The organism is Phocaeicola faecicola (genome assembly GCF_013618865.1).
Taxonomy (GTDB): domain Bacteria; phylum Bacteroidota; class Bacteroidia; order Bacteroidales; family Bacteroidaceae; genus Phocaeicola; species Phocaeicola faecicola.
Window position 1 is genome coordinate 1 of sequence record NZ_JABSOE010000080.1, and the last position, 17911, is coordinate 17911.

Consider the following 17911-nt stretch of genomic DNA (forward strand, 5'->3'; position numbering starts at 1 on the left):
CATGACAAATAAACTGATATTACCAGTGGAGAGCCGTATGCAGGGAGACCTGCACGTACGGTTCGGGGGCAGGTTATGGGAAACCTACCACCGAAAGGTGGCAAGGCGTCCATTACCGAGCCTACACTTTAAACACCAAGCACCAAGTTTGATTTACATTTTCTACATAGGTCCCATTGGAACCATGTAATCCATAACTGTTATCATAATGAACCTGCTGATCCTTTTTTATACCAGTTACTATCCTACATGGTGGAAACTCCTTGGATATTACTAATGAAATAGCTTCAGATTTCCAGTCTGTAAATTTGCTCTTTAAATTACCGTGCATATCCCAACAAGTTGATTTTTTACACATTGAGGATAAGGCAGCTTTATTAGAATAAATTTGATGAATAACATGTTCTCCAGATGCACTAATACTATTACCTACTATATTATATCTACCTTTAAAGTAAGATCCTAAAGCTAATATGGCATCTGGTACATATCTTTTTAATGGAACTATCTGAATCCAAGCAAGATGATTATTGTAATCGTCAACACATTTTTGCATAAAACAAAAATAAAAATCCATAAAAAAATTATTATTTATAGATGACCTAAAAACTATTTTAGCTGTGAAATATTCGTCAAGAGGAATATTTATATTCAGGAAATAAGTATTTGAAGAAAAACTACATTTATAATCAACTTCTATACTATAATGAAAAGTTAAGGCTATATTATTAAGTCTATCTAATTGTTCCTTAATTTTCAAAAACAACTCAAAATCCTTATTATCCATGAGAAAAATGAATTTAAAAAACGTACTATTCTTATTTCAATATTCATTTAACTACAAATTTACTTTTTTTTAATCAAATAATCAAGAAATAGCATTTTAATATACTTATTCCAGCAAATATAGATTAGATAAAATACAATAAGACAAAAAATCAAGAAAATCCATCACTTCTCAAACAATCATTATACTATATGATACAGAAACACTTTATACAGAACATAAGGATCTTATGTAAAAATTCTAAAAAAAATAATTCAAATAAAATACATGTTGTATATTTATTTAAAAGTGATGATTACATTCAATAGTATATTAATAATGAAAACTTTATATTAAGATATTCACTACTAAAAGTTGTATATAAAATTTAAAAAATCAATCTTTATATATGTGTTTAATGTTAATTTTATATTTAACATTTAAGGATAAGTTTATAAAGCTAATATTTATTATTCATATACAAAGATTATTTTGAACGTCTATATATTTATTTCGTTATGCAAAAAGTGTTATCATTATAAATTCAATAAACATGATACGTTTTTCTATTTAGAAATATTCTTATGACATCATAATATTATCTAGACTTGACTTAAATAAAATAATATCGGCTCGTCCCAATGTAGAATACATAAGATAGTGAGGAATAATATATTCATAGTTATAGTTCAGGCTTTTTGTGAATTCTTTATTATTTAGTTTTTCATAGACCTCCCTTCTTTTGCCGAAAAACATAGATTGCACACTCAGTTCGCTGAGTGTATCCAGTGTTTCTTTCTTTAAATTTAGATTTTCTTTTTTCCCGATGGGAGCATGTATATAAGATGTTCTCATCAGATGTGATATGAATGACAGCCAGTTTAAATGTATATTCTTGTGTGCGGCCTTGTTCAGGTTACGTAGCAGCCGGATATATAATACGGTTGCAGGCAATACATGCAGAGGCATATACGAAGTAGTGACAGCGTTGGCTCCAATCTGGGAAAAAGCGTTTGCTATTGTATTTATGGTATTGTAAGTGGTAAACGTGTTACATGCAGAGAGAAATACCAGTTGTGGGCCTATTCCGCTGTTTACCACATCATCCCCGGTTATGATATCGTCTCCCATCATGATAAATGAGTTGTGTGTTGTTTCATCTACCCCTCCGTGCGTATCGATTATCAATAGTTCCGGTCCGGTTTCCTTTATGGCTTCGAAGAAGCTGGATTTATTCAGGCACGTTTTTATCTGAAATCCCAAGGTTTTAGCCAGTTCCCTAACAGGTAATTGTGCCATCACAAACTCCGGGTCTTCATTTCCGAATACGACAAGCGTTTTTTGCAGGATATCCTCCGGTATTACATACGGTCTGAATTTTGCTTCCATAATTGTGCCAGCTGACTTATAACCAGTGTTTCAGGCAGCCTGCACACCTCGTGTGTGAATCCCAGCGGTACACCGTCTATCATCATCCATTCTATAGGAAGGTCAGTCATGGCTACAATTTGTGAGCTGTACTCTTGCAACATTTCAACAGCTTTTGGCGAGAGTATTTCATCGGTCATTTTTTTCCCGATTTTTTCCATCACTTTTCGTATGTTTTTGTTTTTGCTTGGCGATGTGGCCAGCCTTTCGATATGTTTTATCCCTACGAATGAAAGTTCGGAGTTGATATTTTTTCCCATAATCTGGAGTCGCAAATAAGGTGAGAATCTTATTGAGCAGTGCAGTTGAGCCACAAAATCGAAGAATGTGATTCGGGGGATGAGAAAATTATTAAGCACATACCTCATGGCAGGATATAATTCTTTGTGCAAATTCGTTACATCATAAGCGACAGTATAATTATGAGTTTGATGATAACCCATTATTTTTTCAAGATTCTGTGCCATTTTTTCTTCTCCCGGCAGCAAATCCTTTTCAGGAAGTTTACGCATTTCAATACTTGTATAAGGTGCAGCCAGAATTAGGGGCGCCCGGTAGTGTTCTTCCAGAAATTTGATGTCCTTCGTGAAGTCAGCTGCTATATTTTCGATCAACCTTATTTTTGTTATCTGTTCTATTAGTAAATTCTGCCTTTCGAATCCCATCGTATTGTTCAGAGCTGCTTCCGACGATTCCAGTCTCCTTTTCAGTATTTCATCTTTTGTCAGCGAAAGGGAGTAATCCCAGTTTCCCAATATCGAATTGATCGTTTGAGTGTTTGTTCTGGTCGGCGAGAATGCATCTCCCGTGTCGTAAACACTTTTATCAAGACAAGGAACCGAGAAAGGCTGTCTGCTTTTGTCTATTTCATAGTTTTTGTTTGCGTAGTCGTAAAACCATTTCCAGATATCACTCAATCTGGTTAGAGTAGTACATGGAAACTTGCATACATTACCTGCTTCATCCGAAGTAAGGCAGACAAAATCCTCGTTCATGTAGTCTTTTAACAGGTTGGTGTAAATTTCGATAATACGTTCCTCTTCGGTACATAGCAGTATCACATGCGGCTATTTGGGCAAATCGAGCAATGATTTTATAGCTTCTGCTGTAATATCCGGATAGACCATAATCAGTCTGTATCCTGATATCAGGCCATAATATTTGCTCAGCTGGTAATATTCTATGCCATAGATAAACTGCGCCATGCTTTGAGGCAGATATCCGATATACCCTAACATCGGATGCTGTATAGATTCCTGTGGAATATTGGTAAACTTGATAGAATCTCTTTCTCTGAGTAAAGCTATATAAAGTATAGGATTATTGATATTATTGAAGTCCATTTGCACATATATTTCTATTAATTTCATTATTTAGTTTTCTTTATTTTAAAATTATGAAGATTTATTTTATTCAGCAAATTCTATAAAGAGTAATTATATCATGAAAAAACTACCATATAATATTAACCGTATAAATGATACATAGTAACAAAATATCAATCACATTTTAATAAATCTACCTTGTTTACTATAAACTTACAGCTATACACTACTATATTTCCCAATTTAACAACCTATTATCTTATTATTTATATATTTACACAAATGATATAATACTATATAAGAGTTATAGATAATAGTTTGATAAATTTACTTATCAGCATTTCATTTCTTACAGCAAATATCGCCCTTTGCCACTGACTGTTCAAGGCGGCCCTGTCGGGCTGGTTGGTTGGAAAAAAATCATCCTCGCTTCGCTCCGGTATTTTTTTCCGCCAAGCCTTGCACCGGTCATTGGCAAAGAACAGCCAGGCCAGTAAGAAATTGAAATACTGGCTCCACGGAGCCGGTCATGTCTAATTTAAATAAAAGAATATGACTGAAGAAGTTGGAAAGAAGGTATGTGAAGGTACAGTAGCAGACCTCATGAAGGACAAGACCGGAAAACAGACGGTTGTAACGTTGACAAGAAAGAACGCTTACCGCGTGAAGAAAATCAAGAAACAGGGGACGGACGATGAAGCCGTCCTTTTTCATTTCCGTAAACGCTGTACGGGAATGGGCTCCTATGTACACACCATCGAAACGGCAAACGGAGAAACGGAACTGCATCCAAATGAATTTGAGAAATGGGAAGCCGTGGAATTCCTGTATCCCGGCTATCTGGAAGACCTGCTTGATGCTGCATACAACGCGTACAGATGGAGTTCCTTCGAACCTGAAGCAAGGGCGGAAACAGACATCATGCAATATGAAAAACAACTTGTAGAGGATCTGAAACAGATTCCGGAAGAAAAGCAGAACGAGTATGTCAGTGCATACCATAGCAAGTTCTCTGCCTTGCTGGGCAGTCTCTCACGATGTGCCAGTCCGATGGTGACAGGACCTGCCAAATTCAACTGCCAGCGCAACAACAAGGCCTTGGACGCATACCAGAACAGATTTGATGAATTCCAGGACTGGCGTAACCGCTTCAAGGCTGCCATGGAAAGAATGAAAGAGGCTGCCAAACCGGAAGAACAGAAGCAGGAGGAGGCATGGAACCGCCTGAAGCGTGACATTGCAAGCAGCGCACAAACCATCCATGATATTGATACCGGTAAGGCAAGAGGATACAGCCGTGCCCTGTTCGTTAGCAGTATCCTTAATAAGGTAAGCACCTATGCAGGAAAAGGAGAAGTGGAAATCGTGCAGAAAGCGGTGGATTTCATTACAGACTTCAATGCGCAATGCAAGAAACCGGTTATCACTCCACGGAACCGTTTCTTCCAACTGCCGGAAATGGCACGCCAGGCCAGACTGAAACTTCAGGAAATCAGAGAACGGGAAAACCGTGAACTGAAATTTGAAGGCGGAACGCTGGTATGGAACTATGAGGCAGACCGCCTGCAAATCCTGTTTGACAGTATTCCGGATGACCAGAGGCGCAAGGAACTGAAATCATACGGTTTCAAATGGTCGCCGAGATACCAGGCATGGCAACGGCAACTTACACAGAATGCCGTATATGCAGTCAAAAGAGTGTTGAACCTTCAAAACCTATAAGACATGAAAGACCGATTGAAATATGTAATCGATTCCCGCTACTTCGACGGAACATGCCTAACAAGTATGAGTGACGGATTCCATAATGACTATGGCGGAGAAACAATCGAAGAACTGCGCATACGGGAAAACAATCCCTATCTGAAAGCAATAACACCTTCTGATATAGACAAGAAGTTGCGGCTATACAATCAGTCCCTGTCCGAACCGTTCAAGGAAATCACCGAAGAAGACTACTATGACCTGCTGGATGTACTGCCACCCTTGCGCATGAGACAAAACTCGTTCTTTGTGGGAGAACCGTATTACGGAAATATGTACTCTTTCTGCTTTACCCGTCAAGGAAGATATTTCAAGGGCCTACGCTCCGTACTTACTCCGCAATCCGAACTGGACAATCAGATAGGCCGTCACATGGAAATCATCAACCGGAAAGCCGTGATCTCAAAAGAGGAAACAAGCAAAACAATCAGCGGAACCAGACTCATTCCCTATTATTTTTCACTGGACGGAAAACAGTCCGTATTCATCTGCAACCTTGTCATCCAATCAGATTCCAGACAAGCAAGGACGGACATGGCGAATACCCTGAAAAGTCTTCGCCGGAACCATTATCAGTTCTATAAAGGAAAAGGACATTACGAAACTCCGGACGAACTGATAGACCATGTATCAGGAAAGAAGCTCACCCTTGTTTCCGACGGACATTTCTTTCAATATCCTCCCGGCAGGAAATCCGCAACTTTCATCGGACACATCAAGGAGACATCAGAGGAATTTCTTTTCCGGATCTATGACCGTGAATATTTCCTGTATCTTCTAAAAAGATTGAGAACCGTGAAAAAGGAGTCCGCACAGGAACAAATAAATATCAAATCATAACATTCGGGGGAATGCGGTAGAATAACTGCCGTATTCCCTCATAAAAACAATACAAGTATGAACAAATCAAACACTCTATACTGGAAAACAGCCACAGAACCGGCTGAACGCATTGAGGTCAGACTCGTCCTAAACAGTTATATCGACAATGATAATCTGTATGTAGGACTTGAATCCCGGTCTAAGGAGAATCCGGAATGCTGGGAATCCTACACGGACATTACCGTCAACCTCAATTCCCTTCCCCCGTTCCATGCCTATGTGGACAACCGGGACTGCAACAGACATGTACATGATTTCCTGTCCAGTAACAGAATAGCAGAACCTGCCGGATTTGAATATCAGGGATTCAGAATGTTCCGCTTCAATCCTGACAGGTTGAAGGAACTCGCACCCGAACAGTTCAAGACAATCAGCGCCAAACTGCCACCACAGGATGACATGATAAAGGACATCATCTATCAGGAAAGACGTTTCCCTTTGAGAACTGTTCAAGACATTCACGGAATATATCTTGTTTCAAGCAAGGAACTGGAAGAATCTCTGATCGAAGGAGTACGAAACCTGGATGCTGCGGCAAATGAACTGCTGGATGGCATCTGCCTGTTCTGCTCCACACAGGAACTGCGCTATCTTACGGATGCAGAACTGATAGAAACAATCTACGCACAATAAAAAGGAGGAACAAATATGAAAACCGGAGACATTGTATTTCTGAGACGTCCCTATAAGGGATACCGTGCCGTCGAACTGATGGAAAGACTGGAATGCCGCTGGCTGGTCAGGATTGTCGAGAGCGGTCTTGAACTGGAGGTATATGAAGATGAAATTATATCAGAATTTTAATACGGATAAAGTGTTATGGAAAAATATCAGTTTGCATTCCATTCGGAAATAATCGGCTATACCTCTCCTCATATCGGCGAGGTCAGAAAAGCCATACACAGAAAAGTGGAAAAGGAAAAGTCTGTCGCCATAAAGAATGATATTGAGCTGCACATGTACAAGGTGCATGACGGCATACCGGTTCTCCTTAACACCTGCTACCTGTATGATGAAAAAGGATGTATGGTACACGGAAGTATCAAGGGAACCAAGGATTATCTGCTTGAGACATGGAGATACCATACAAACAGACATTCCAAAGGTTTCAGTTCCACAAGAATCAGGCCCTGCACGACAAGCAGGGCTTTTTCGTTTGTATAACTCTTAAAATCAGGAATCATGAACCAAACATTACAACTTACAGACTATATTCCACAGTATGTAAGCCTCTACTACGTGGACTACCGGGATGATCTTGATGAGCATGAAGACATCCAAGAGGAATGTATCCGTTCCAACAATATGGAAAAACTCTATGAAAAGGCATACGAATGGTATGAGGAACAGGAAAGCTCAAACATGCACGACTATCTGGAGGAGACAAGAAAGAATCTGGAAACGGACAATTTAGCCGGAGAGTTTGAAGAGCATGAAGATGAAATCAGGGAACTTATCTACGACCGGAACGATTCCGACCCGGTAAAGGATCTGATACGCAACTCGTCCGTCACTAATTTCTTCTATTCGCTCGGAGTGGAAATCAGCGGATATCTGACCGGTTGTTCACTGCGGGGAGAATCAGTCGCCATGGCCTGTCATAAGGTACGCCGCGCACTGCATCTGAAAAAGGGGCAGTTTGACGAGAAGATTGAAGAACTGGTAGAGAATGCCACATACGGCGGAGAACTGCGCATCTACTTCAACGCCATGTTTGACAGGCTTATCAGCAAAGACCCTGAGAACGATTTCAAAAGCATCCGTTTCCACGGGAATGTAGTGGTGGCCATAGCCGATAGCCGGAACGGTTCCGGACATCATGTACGGATTCCGCTGGACATCACTTTCCCTTTCCGAAGGGAGAACCTGTTTGTCGATTCACAGGTACACTATTCCTATGCCAATGAAGTCTGCGGCATGACCAATGACTGGTGTGATTCCACAAAATGGGAAACAGGCATGATACCTTTTACCAGATCTGTCCGAAAAAGCCGGATGGCTGAATACAAGAAACAGGAAGCCGCTTATGAGCAGACATTCCGAGACGGGAAATGCACCTTCGGTGACATGAACTACAAACGCCACCGTGACGTGCGATATTCTAATGAATATCCTGCCGGATGCAGATGCCCTCATTGCGGTACTTTCTGGATTGACTGAAAAACAAACGAGAAAATGAAAAATATAGATATACAAGAACTGTCAATAGGAACAAAAGTCTACTGGCACGATCCTGCCGGAGAGACTTCAGGCATTTATGAAATTCTGATAATGCCTGATATAGAAGAAATGACGAATGAAAAACTTGAATATGATGATCTGATTCTTCTTATAGGTGACGGATTCGGTAAAGCTGAAGTATTCATTAGCGAACTTGATATTTTATATTGATAATACAATAAACATTTCAACCACTAAAAACTACAAAAATATGAAAATCTGTTGTTCACAAGAGCATTATGACAAGGTCGTACAGTATGCAAAATCCATCAATGACAAGACACTGGAAAACTGTCTTGAACGTCTCAAGCAATGGGAGAAAAACGAGAACCGTCCATGCGAAATCGAACTCTATTACGACCATGCGCCGTATTCGTTCGGATTCTGCGAACGTTATCCGGACGGGAATACAGGCATTGTCGGAGGACTGCTGTATCATGGAAATCCGGACGAATCCTTTGCCGTCATCATGGAACGTTTCCACGGATGGAGCATACATACCTGACATATATGCGACAGTCTGTATTGGGGAGCCTCATGCAATATGGGGTTCCCTTTTTTTATGCCGGAGACATGATGACAGCATCCTCATTTCTTGCTGCAAAAATAGCTGTTTGCCGCGCAACTCCCGCAAGGCGGCCCTGGCGGGCTGGTTGTCTGGAAAAAAATCATCCTCGCTTCGCTCCGGTATTTTTTTCCGCCAAGCCTTGCAGGGATGCGAGCAAACAGACAACAGGGACAACAAGAAATAAGAATGCCTGTACCTTACAGGCAGACAATGTATAACAATAAAAATCAGAAGTCATGATTACAGACCAGAAGACACAGAACAGGCTTCACGCGGATACCGGAACGGAACTGTTCTCCATCAGACAAAGGAAGGAAGCCGTCACAAGGATGCTGGACATTCTGAAAGAGACTCCGGAATACCTGCAGGTTATGAACCATATACCGGCTTATGCCATGGATGACGATACGTCAGAATGGTGGAAATCGGAAGAATCGGAAAATTTCATGAACTCACTCCTGGAAGTGATGGAAAGCTATACTCCGGACGGATACAGGTTCGGACCGAAATCCGGCACGACTGACCTTTACGGCTACTGGGAAAGCAAGACCGGGCGGACAACCCTCTTCCATCTGCTTTTCAGTCTGGAAAGCGGATATGAATGGGGAAAAGGTCTTTCCCATGAGAAAACGGACGCATTCTACAAGGAAATAAAAGAGAAATTTCATGGAGAGGGATTCGACACGGACAGAACCGGCTGTACATCACAGGCCATGTATCTTGTAAAAGGAAAAACACGCCTGTACGTGCATCCGATGGAAATAAGCGGCTACTGTGAAACACTGCATATTCCACAGATTACAGCCATACTGAAAAAAGGAGGCCGTACATTCCGTCTTGTAAAGGATACGATAGCGGAAGAGGTGTATTCCTTCACCGATGAAGAAGAACTGGAATATTACCGTGCCAGATACGGAACGTGCATCCACCAGAATATACTGGATGCCTTCAGCAACCGCCGGGCAGGGAAAGAGGACATACTTTCCATGATGGCATCACGGATAAATGTGGCGACGACATCACATCTGCACGGTATCGGATATGATTCGCCTGCATACAGGTTTGTGCATGAGGCATACGACAAACTGGTAAACAACGGAAAGCTGAAGGAGAATGTCCGGGAAATCGGTTGCTGCAACATCATAATGGCCATTTCAAATACCAACGCAATATGAGACTGAATTACAATGACATGCTGCTTCTGGCAATATGGGAATACAACAGGAGACAGGACGAGGATCTGACCCTGGAACTGTTTCAGGAAACATTCGGACAGGTTCCCGGCGCACATTTCCATGACAAATGGGTGCATTATTACAACAAGAACCTGCTGATGATGGCCGCCTATTTCAGGGGTGAGGAAGAAAACGGCCAGAAATTCTGTGATATGATCACCCGACAGGTTGAACGCTATACACAAAACAGGAGGAGAACAGGATGAATACAAAGATACGATATGACCTTGACAGTCTTGAACTGGCAAACGGTGACTTCGGGTATCTCATTACAGAAAAGGAAGTACGGAAAGTGAACCGTATGCTGGAACTGATGGAGAATGTCCGAAGCAGGCAGATGTGCCCGACAGAAGGAGACTGCGTTGAATTTGTCTCACGTTCGGGTGACTATTTCGGAAAAGCTCATATAGAACGGATAACAGGCAAATATGCGGATATATGCCTGATACCGGAAACGGTATTCTGTTTCGATGACATGGGAAAAGCCGCCTATGATACCACCGGAAGCCCCTGGACGCAGGTCAATATCCGGAACATGAAACCCGCAGGTACTGAAATCCGCATATTCAGGACATGGGGATTCGGGAAACGCAGCAATACGGGTAGTCTCAGGTTCGATGCTCCGGTCAGGAAATGGGAATACAGAGAACCAAATCCGTTATATGACGGTTACACCACCCGTAACTGGTTTCGCTATCATATCATGAAACACCGGGACAGGGAAAGGACAGGCGAATACACCTTCCGCAGCGATTCATTCACGCTGTACAGCCGGAGCGAGCTGGACGAGCTGGCCGCAATCCTGAAAGGCAGACTCTACAAGGGAATCCTGCCTGACTCTCTTGTACTTTGGGGATACCGCATGGATATTAAGGAAATATCACGTGAGCAGTGGAACGGTATGGGACAGCACGGACAAATCCGCATGAAATTCATGGGATACGGTCCGGTCAGAATACACACGGACAATGAAAACCATACCGTAACAGTATACAGAATCAACGACAGTCTATAACCAATTATAAAATAAAGGAATATGGCACGATATGAAATCTCCAACGAAGTCAGGCCGCTCGACAGGCTCATCACAGGCTTTGCCTCCTCATGCGGCTATGAAATACAGACCGTATTCAACGACCTGCTGCGTTTCATCATCCACGGCTTCTCTCCTGGAGCACCGCCAATAAGCAACTGGAAATACAAGCGTCAGCAAAACGCCTCGTTCATGGAAATGACAGCCGAATGGACACGTATCATGCAGAAACAAATCGGCAGGTCGGGCTGGTTCGACGCTTTCGGTGAACTCCACATGGCCTACTGCTCAAAACCGGGACAGCAGGCAAACGGACAGTTCTTCACGCCGTCACATATCTGTGAACTCATGGTCATGTGCGCGGCAGGTAAAAAAGAGACCGGACAGAGGATGGGAGACCCTACATGCGGCAGCGGAAGGCTCCTGCTGGCATACCATGCGCACAATCCGGGAAACTATCTGGTCGGAGAAGACATCAGCCGGACCTGCTGCATGATGACCGTATGCAACATGCTCGTCCACGGATGTGTCGGGGAAGTGATCTGTCATGACAGTCTCCAGCCGAAGGCATTCACTGACGGATGGAAAGTCAACCAGGCTCTGCCCTTGACGGGAATACCTTCTATAAGACGCATGAAGGAAGAGGAATATAGGAATCCTCTTCCGGAAAATATCGGACGCTTCAAAGAGGCAGTCCGTATCATCAACCTATTGGACAAATAATTACCAACCATTTAAAAAATATAATTATGGAAGCTTTAGCAACATTGAACAATCAGAGACAGTTTGATTTCCAGAACAACGGAATCGAAGTAATGGACCTTGAAACACTACAGCGTACCTACAAGGAGAACGACATCTACGGTAATCCGGTCAGGGGAATCTACCACTACCAGGTCATCCAGCGCATGACGGACATCTGCCGCCGTCACAACCTGAACTACGAGGTGGAGGAAATCTTCGCCGCCCAGAACAAGAACCGGACACAGCCCGGAGTGGTCATCCTGCCGCAGGTGGAACAGACCTATGGAGAGAAGGCGGTAGAAGCACATGTACTGCGCAGAATATTCACCACCATCCGTATTCTGAACGGAGATACCGACGAACTGACAACCACACTCGTGGTAGCCTACCATCAGGACGGTATCCAGGCGGCAATAGGTCCCTGTGTACGTATCTGCCACAACCAGTGTATCCTTTCACCCGAACGAAGCGTTGCCAACTACGGTAAGGACAAGGTGACTACCGAGGAACTGTTCGGGAAGGTAGATGACTGGATGCGCAATTTTGAGCGTGACATGGATGCGGACAGAAGCCGAATCCAAAGGCTCAAGGAAAAGGTGTTGACACCCGGTGAATTATACATGATTATCGGTATGCTGACGGCTCTGCGTGTATCCCATGACAGTGCAGACAAAAGACTGGCATCACAGGTGGACACCTATCCGCTTAACCAGGGACAGATTTCCGTGTTTACGGAAGAACTGCTCAAACTCTCACTTGAACAGCCACGCATTACAGCGTGGGATGTCTACAATGTAGCGACAGAAATCTACAAGCCTGGAAAGACTGATTTTCCTGCCATGATTCCACAAAATGGAGCTATGGCCGATTTCCTGCTTTCATATAACCAGAATTAAAACCTGAAACCGAATACGACAGGCCCGGTTCCGTCACCAGCGGAATCGGGCTTTGTCGTTTATCAACCGTAATAATAAGATAAGATATGGCAGCAAGTAACAGAATAAAGGCTGAAATGTATATCCTTTTCAAATGCAACGCATGGTACGAATACAGTTCATTCGAGCCAAAGGCGGTCTTCTCTTTCATAAAAGATACAAATATCCAGCAGAAGAACAATAAAAAGTAAAACAGACATTGGACAACTGGCAGACTTCACATAAAACACTTAGCATATTGAAAAACTTCTTCAATTTGCTTTTTATAATAAATGTTTATCGTATATTTGCGCAACATTTCCAAATAGATACACTGGCCTATCTTTATTTATAAGGTTAAATAAATGAAAGGAGGTGTTTGATATGAGGATAATGTGCAATTGCATTCACAAACCAGTATCTGTATCCGATTACTATCGGTTTCGTTATGGGAAGTGGGAATACGTTTCACCGTATTGTCGTCGTCGTCCGAGACGATGAGTGCACATCTTCTGGCAGCAAGATGTAAAAGAGCTGCCATTTTACGATTCTCTCTTATTCATAATAAAGGTTCTCATATCTTCAATTGACTGGCGAATATCAGCTTCTGTATAAGGAGCATTATGACAATTTTCTGGATGATGAATTTGATGACGAATTTTCTCTGTTAAAGTTTTTTGCTCTTCTTTTGTAGAACCATTTTGCAACTCCCTAATATAATTAACTGTGGGTTTTCCATTTATATATTCTTCAATCCATCTTACTTCATCTGTTTTGTTCGAATAAAGATAACTATATAATTCATCATGATACTCTTCTGTTACTTCTCCAAAAGATGTAAAATTTATTTCGTTTAAGGACGGATATGGTAACTGAGATAACTCTACATTCTGAACAACTTTTCTTCCGTCTATTTCTTTTATTAACCGAATGTTATCAAACTTTAGTTGTTTTACAATATAAGAACTATGAGTAGTCAATATAACTTGTACATTCTCATTGTTGGCTAAATCTATTAAAGCTTTCATCAGAATTTTTTGATGTGCAACATGTTGAGAAGTCTCAGGCTCCTCAATTGCATATATTAAGCCATCTGACTCTGTGTTACTTTGCATTCTTTCTACTTCAGCTCTAAAAAAATTCAAAAGTATTAAACGTTTTACACCACTACCACGTTTATTAATAGGAATATCATCGTCACCTGCGATAGATACATTCTTAAATAAATCAGACCATTTTAAATCAGTAAAAGATGGTATATTAGGGCTAAGACTATTTGCTAGCTCTGGATTCATTTCTCGTATTTTATTCAAAGTATTATTTGAGACTTCTTGCAATTTCGTTGTAACATGTTCTGCTATTCGTTGACACATTTGAGCCACATTATCCTCTTTAAGTATTGATTTTACAGCCTCTTTTAAAGGATCTTGTATTTCTTTATCATGATCATTATTACTTCGGTCAGCTTGAAATAGTGAATATACAGGAAGAAACTTTTTCAAACTTTCCCAAATCGTCTTTCCGTCTTCTTTCGTTACATCAATTTCCTTTTCTTCTAAATTAAGATTATCAGCAAAGTGATTCCATATTGCTGCGCGTATAACAGCTTTTCTTGTTTGATCTTCACATTCTATGTCCTCTCTACTTAATATTACTTTAAGATCTGTAATTTTTTTGCTCAATAAATCGCAACAAGCTGGATTTGTTGGATGTTTAGCTTTAATATAAACTTTTTCCTTTCCAGCCCTTGGATATCTTTTAACTATCTTTAATGTATTGGATTCTGTTAAAAGATATTCAGCAGCAAGTGTTGTTCTATTACTTTCATCTATAATTAAACTATCTGGCAAATTAAAAAACTCTACAGCAATTATCACTTCATCGTCACCTTCATTAGAGGCTTGTTTGTTTATATCTTCCTTATCCAAGGAAACACATCCTTTCCCTTCATTAAAGAAAATGTCCAAAGCCTCAAGTATTGTAGATTTTCCAATATCATTACGACCTACAAAAGTTGTCAAACTAGAAAAAAGAACTGTAGTTTCATTTCTATAGCCACGAAAATTTTTAAGTGTTACAGATTTAATTAACATATCAATAATCTATATAAATTTAAACCAAAATAATCATCCGCTTAATAATATAAACCTACTAATATAAAAAATGAGTAAGAGAATATTATGCTGCACCCTTAATCAATAGCAAATTTACTAATTTTATTCCCAAAATGTTATTTTTTCAGATAAATTGAGGTCAAATAAGTCTGTTTAATTATAAAAACAAAATCTCAGAATACAGTCTCCCTCACTTTCTGTCAATCTGGCGGGAAACTTTTCCCCTTTTCTGATACGGTGACCGTATGCAACATACGGATGATGTTCCAGACCATGCCATCCTTCGTATTTTTTGATACACCTGACAGCCGTTTCCCAACGTGAGTCTTCCACATTCTCCTGTGACCGCAAAGAAGTTACCGTCATGGCCAGTACCACCAATGGCAGTACTGACCCTAGAAGTCTTACGGTTATTATAAGGCACCTCCTTCCTGAACTGACAATGAATCTTCCACAGTACCTGTTTCTTCATCACCTGCATCGTTGAAGTCAAATTCCATTTCTGTCATGTTTCCCCAATTGTCTTCGACAACGACAATGAAGTTCTGCGCCTCGTCACATAGTGAAGTATAATACAGCCTGAACTTCCTGTTCTCCAGCAGATAACGGTCATTCGGCTTGAATTCAAGACCGTTGTCCAGTTTCAGGGAACCTTCCCCGTCATACTGGAAATAACGGATCGTATAGACCGTACCGTCAAAATCGCCCTCACTTTTGAGTTCACATCGTATTTCCGCCGTTTCATTCCTGTTCAATTCCTTGGGAACTGGCATTGTTTCCACGGTAAACGGATAACTCTGCTGGATTTCCAGCTCGGATTCACACGAAGTCAGTATAAAACTGACCAGACCCATGCAGAACATGGCAATCTTGCCTGCCAGTCCAAATCCTTTTCTCATATTCTTTTCTGTCTTCATTTGTTTTCCTTTGTTTTTGTCAGATATTCATTCAAGTCCTTAAATCCATCATACAGACCGGAACAGTCCGTAACCTTATTCCCGAAATGTATGTTCAAACTCTCCAGTGCGGTAATCCCGGCCCGGTCACGGTCAAGAAAGCACCGGATTTTGCCGTAACCCTCCAGAACGGCATACGACCGTTCCAGATTGGATACAGAGTTCAGCACTAGGCAGTCCTCGTCCGTCACAGTCCGTAATACCAATGCCGAAAGGAAATCCACAAATCCTTCAAACACGCAGCACGTATCATTTTTCTTTCCAGACAGGGACACACAGGAAATGTCCTTGGGAGAGATGCATCCCTTGAACATCGGGTTACGCAGTTCATAACCGCCGCTCCGGTTCATGAAGCCTATGGCAAAATACCGTTTGTCCCGTATTCCGTATGCCACTTCCTTGCAGAATCTCCCGGCTATGGCCGGATCAATGCCTCTCTCTTTCAAATAAGCTTTCAATGCCTTATGACTCAGTTCCGCCACTTTCACGTCCTCGAATCCAGAAACGCGGGGTATCTTCTTACGTTCCTGTAAAGGTCGTAAGGGAAGGATGCCGGATTTCCCAGAAAGGAACTCCAGTTGCTCCATAAAATCGGCACTTCCGGTCAGTTCTCCGGCAAGATGGAAGATGTCACCTCCCTTTCCGAGACCAAAATCAAACCAGACATTCCGCTGCGTATCCACCTTGAAGGATGCGGTTCTCTCATTTCTGAAAGGGGATCTGAACCAGACATCATTTCCTTTACGGGATACAGGCATATGCCCCAGATCTTCAAGAAAACCGACAAGAGAAATCCGTCTAATCTGTTCCAGTTCCATAACCCGCTAATTTATCATAAAACGAATGCCGATTCCATACTGGGTATGGCAATGTCCGAGACTTCCGCCCCACAGGAAACGCTCACGCAAGGAAGCCGTCAATGCCACACGGTCGGCAAGGTACAGTTCCATCTCCAGCGTCAGGGCACAGCCGTACACAAAGGCATCGCCGTTTTTCAGAGTGGCCCCGTCATAGAGTTTTTTATCGGACCAGTTTACCGTCTCATATCCGGCCAGTGCCGATCCTCCAAGATTGAGGAAGAACACTTTTCCCGCATCGGAAAGGAAATTCAGGTAATATCCGCCTTCTGCCGTAAACTGCGCCGAAGGGATGGTCACATGACGGTAACCGTGTTTCATATGCAGGTATTCCGCTCCATATACCCATTTGTTCCCGCCTTTGGCATAACTTGAAAGTGTCATTCCCATATAGTATCCGTTATCGGAAGCCATACCTCCACGCATTTCCACACCCTGCATCCTTGGCAGAATCCGCTGGGCGTCTGCCTGCCCTACGGAAAGGACAAGCAGCAATGCCAGCATATACAATACTTTTGTTCTCATCGTACCTTCAGTTCGTTGATGGTTTCCGCACGCACCAGGTCTTCGTTGACCACCTCAAAACTCTGGTGACGGCCGCCCTGTTTCTCATACATCTCCACAACCAGTTTCTTGTCGTCCGGTATCGTAAACTTGGGAAGGGCAAATACCGTGCATTCCGAATCCCTGCCGTTTACACGTGTCACATAATTATAGGCACGCAGCGGATAAATCACCTGCTCCTGCATGACCGTACGCTTCATCACCTTTTTGTCCACCACCTTGAACGTAATGAAATCCACGTCAAAGGGCACATTCGAGGAGTTCTTTACCTGGGTATGGAAATAAAGCAGGTCATTATGGGTGTACAGCCCTTTGAGCAGATACTGGATACCGAAACGCTTGCAGCCGATATGACGGATACGGCGCTTGTCATTCTCATACACGGATTTCATGATAAGACGTACCAGACGGGGTGACTCGTTATCCAGCTCGGTCAGATAGATTTCCATGGCATTGTTGGGACGGTTCACCGATTCTCCGTCATGGATGAAATCACACATCTCCACATTCAGCAGCAGCGGCTCGTCGGCATACTTCACGT

General features: G+C 42.0%; 23 protein-coding genes and 1 pseudogene. 14 read left to right on the plus strand and 10 right to left on the minus strand.

Features of this window, described 5'->3' with window-relative positions; genetic code table 11:
• Positions 1-121: 121 nt before the first annotated feature.
• From H3001_RS16840 to H3001_RS16855, 4 genes are all read right to left on the minus strand, one after another.
• On the minus strand, positions 122-787 hold the full coding sequence (locus H3001_RS16840) for a hypothetical protein (RefSeq protein WP_181215567.1): 666 nt from the start codon (positions 785-787) through the stop codon (positions 122-124).
• Between the two features lie 561 nt (positions 788-1348).
• Positions 1349-2155: a CHAT domain-containing protein gene (locus tag H3001_RS16845; RefSeq protein WP_117816608.1), complete on the minus strand. Its 807-nt coding sequence runs from the start codon at positions 2153-2155 to the stop codon at positions 1349-1351.
• Positions 2128-3189 carry a hypothetical protein gene (locus H3001_RS16850; protein WP_181215568.1) on the minus strand — a complete coding sequence of 354 codons (1062 nt, stop codon included), beginning with the start codon at positions 3187-3189 and terminating at the stop codon, positions 2128-2130. Before H3001_RS16850 ends, H3001_RS16845 begins: the two co-directional genes overlap by 28 nt.
• 72 nt (positions 3190-3261) lie before the next feature.
• Complete coding sequence (locus H3001_RS16855; RefSeq protein ID WP_117816610.1) at positions 3262-3564, minus strand: hypothetical protein; 303 nt, start codon at positions 3562-3564, stop codon at positions 3262-3264.
• 507 nt (positions 3565-4071) lie between these two features.
• On the opposite strand from H3001_RS16855, the gene H3001_RS16860 reads away from it, so the two are divergent.
• The 14 genes from H3001_RS16860 to H3001_RS16925 all read left to right on the plus strand — a co-directional run bounded on the left by H3001_RS16860 (position 4072) and on the right by H3001_RS16925 (position 13091).
• On the plus strand, positions 4072-5241 hold the full coding sequence (locus H3001_RS16860) for a hypothetical protein (protein ID WP_118308686.1): 1170 nt from the start codon (positions 4072-4074) through the stop codon (positions 5239-5241).
• A 3-nt stretch (positions 5242-5244) separates the two neighbouring features.
• Entirely contained in the window at positions 5245-6123 is an 879-nt protein-coding gene (locus tag H3001_RS16865; protein WP_118308685.1) for a hypothetical protein, read from the plus strand.
• 57 nt (positions 6124-6180) lie between these two features.
• Complete coding sequence (locus H3001_RS16870) at positions 6181-6798, plus strand: DUF4313 domain-containing protein (RefSeq protein WP_118308684.1); 618 nt, start codon at positions 6181-6183, stop codon at positions 6796-6798.
• Positions 6799-6813: 15 nt separating this feature from the next.
• Positions 6814-6969: a hypothetical protein gene (locus H3001_RS16875; RefSeq protein WP_181215569.1), complete on the plus strand. Its 156-nt coding sequence runs from the start codon at positions 6814-6816 to the stop codon at positions 6967-6969.
• A 15-nt stretch (positions 6970-6984) separates the two neighbouring features.
• Entirely contained in the window at positions 6985-7329 is a 345-nt protein-coding gene (locus H3001_RS16880; RefSeq protein ID WP_118308683.1) for a hypothetical protein, read from the plus strand.
• 18 nt (positions 7330-7347) lie between these two features.
• Entirely contained in the window at positions 7348-8325 is a 978-nt protein-coding gene (locus H3001_RS16885) for a hypothetical protein (protein ID WP_118308682.1), read from the plus strand.
• A 15-nt stretch (positions 8326-8340) separates the two neighbouring features.
• A complete protein-coding gene (locus H3001_RS16890) occupies positions 8341-8556 on the plus strand; it encodes a hypothetical protein (RefSeq protein ID WP_118308681.1) in 216 nt (71 codons plus the stop codon).
• Between the two features lie 40 nt (positions 8557-8596).
• Positions 8597-8890 carry a DUF4120 family protein gene (locus H3001_RS16895; protein ID WP_117678447.1) on the plus strand — a complete coding sequence of 98 codons (294 nt, stop codon included), beginning with the start codon at positions 8597-8599 and terminating at the stop codon, positions 8888-8890.
• Between the two features lie 299 nt (positions 8891-9189).
• Entirely contained in the window at positions 9190-10128 is a 939-nt protein-coding gene (locus H3001_RS16900; protein ID WP_118308679.1) for a hypothetical protein, read from the plus strand.
• Positions 10125-10394 (plus strand): hypothetical protein, encoded by a 270-nt coding sequence (locus H3001_RS16905; protein ID WP_009121403.1) that lies wholly within the window; start codon positions 10125-10127, stop codon positions 10392-10394. Before H3001_RS16900 ends, H3001_RS16905 begins: the two co-directional genes overlap by 4 nt.
• Complete coding sequence (locus H3001_RS16910; protein ID WP_118308678.1) at positions 10391-11203, plus strand: DUF4121 family protein; 813 nt, start codon at positions 10391-10393, stop codon at positions 11201-11203. Before H3001_RS16905 ends, H3001_RS16910 begins: the two co-directional genes overlap by 4 nt.
• 21 nt (positions 11204-11224) lie before the next feature.
• Positions 11225-11944, plus strand: a complete 720-nt coding sequence (locus H3001_RS16915) for an N-6 DNA methylase (RefSeq protein WP_007560850.1) — start codon at positions 11225-11227, stop codon at positions 11942-11944.
• Positions 11945-11970: 26 nt separating this feature from the next.
• Positions 11971-12861, plus strand: a complete 891-nt coding sequence (locus H3001_RS16920; RefSeq protein ID WP_004326295.1) for a hypothetical protein — start codon at positions 11971-11973, stop codon at positions 12859-12861.
• Positions 12862-12947: 86 nt separating this feature from the next.
• A complete protein-coding gene (locus H3001_RS16925) occupies positions 12948-13091 on the plus strand; it encodes a hypothetical protein (protein WP_181215571.1) in 144 nt (47 codons plus the stop codon).
• Positions 13092-13421: 330 nt separating this feature from the next.
• On the opposite strand, the gene H3001_RS16930 is transcribed toward H3001_RS16925, so the two are convergent.
• The 6 genes and pseudogenes from H3001_RS16930 to traN all read right to left on the minus strand — a co-directional run.
• Positions 13422-14972 (minus strand): ATP-binding protein, encoded by a 1551-nt coding sequence (locus H3001_RS16930; RefSeq protein WP_118308677.1) that lies wholly within the window; start codon positions 14970-14972, stop codon positions 13422-13424.
• A gap of 192 nt (positions 14973-15164) precedes the next feature.
• Positions 15165-15359 (minus strand): annotated as a pseudogene (locus H3001_RS19715) (glycoside hydrolase family protein); the annotation flags it as partial.
• 47 nt (positions 15360-15406) lie between these two features.
• On the minus strand, positions 15407-15910 hold the full coding sequence (locus tag H3001_RS16935; RefSeq protein WP_118308676.1) for a DUF3872 domain-containing protein: 504 nt from the start codon (positions 15908-15910) through the stop codon (positions 15407-15409).
• Positions 15907-16767: a toprim domain-containing protein gene (locus H3001_RS16940; RefSeq protein WP_118308675.1), complete on the minus strand. Its 861-nt coding sequence runs from the start codon at positions 16765-16767 to the stop codon at positions 15907-15909. Before H3001_RS16940 ends, H3001_RS16935 begins: the two co-directional genes overlap by 4 nt.
• A 6-nt stretch (positions 16768-16773) precedes the next feature.
• Positions 16774-17331, minus strand: a complete 558-nt coding sequence (locus H3001_RS16945) for a conjugal transfer protein TraO (protein WP_117866308.1) — start codon at positions 17329-17331, stop codon at positions 16774-16776.
• On the minus strand, positions 17328-17911 hold a 584-nt coding region (traN, locus tag H3001_RS16950; RefSeq protein ID WP_181215570.1), incomplete at its 5' end, for a conjugative transposon protein TraN. The genes traN and H3001_RS16945, both read right to left, overlap by 4 nt.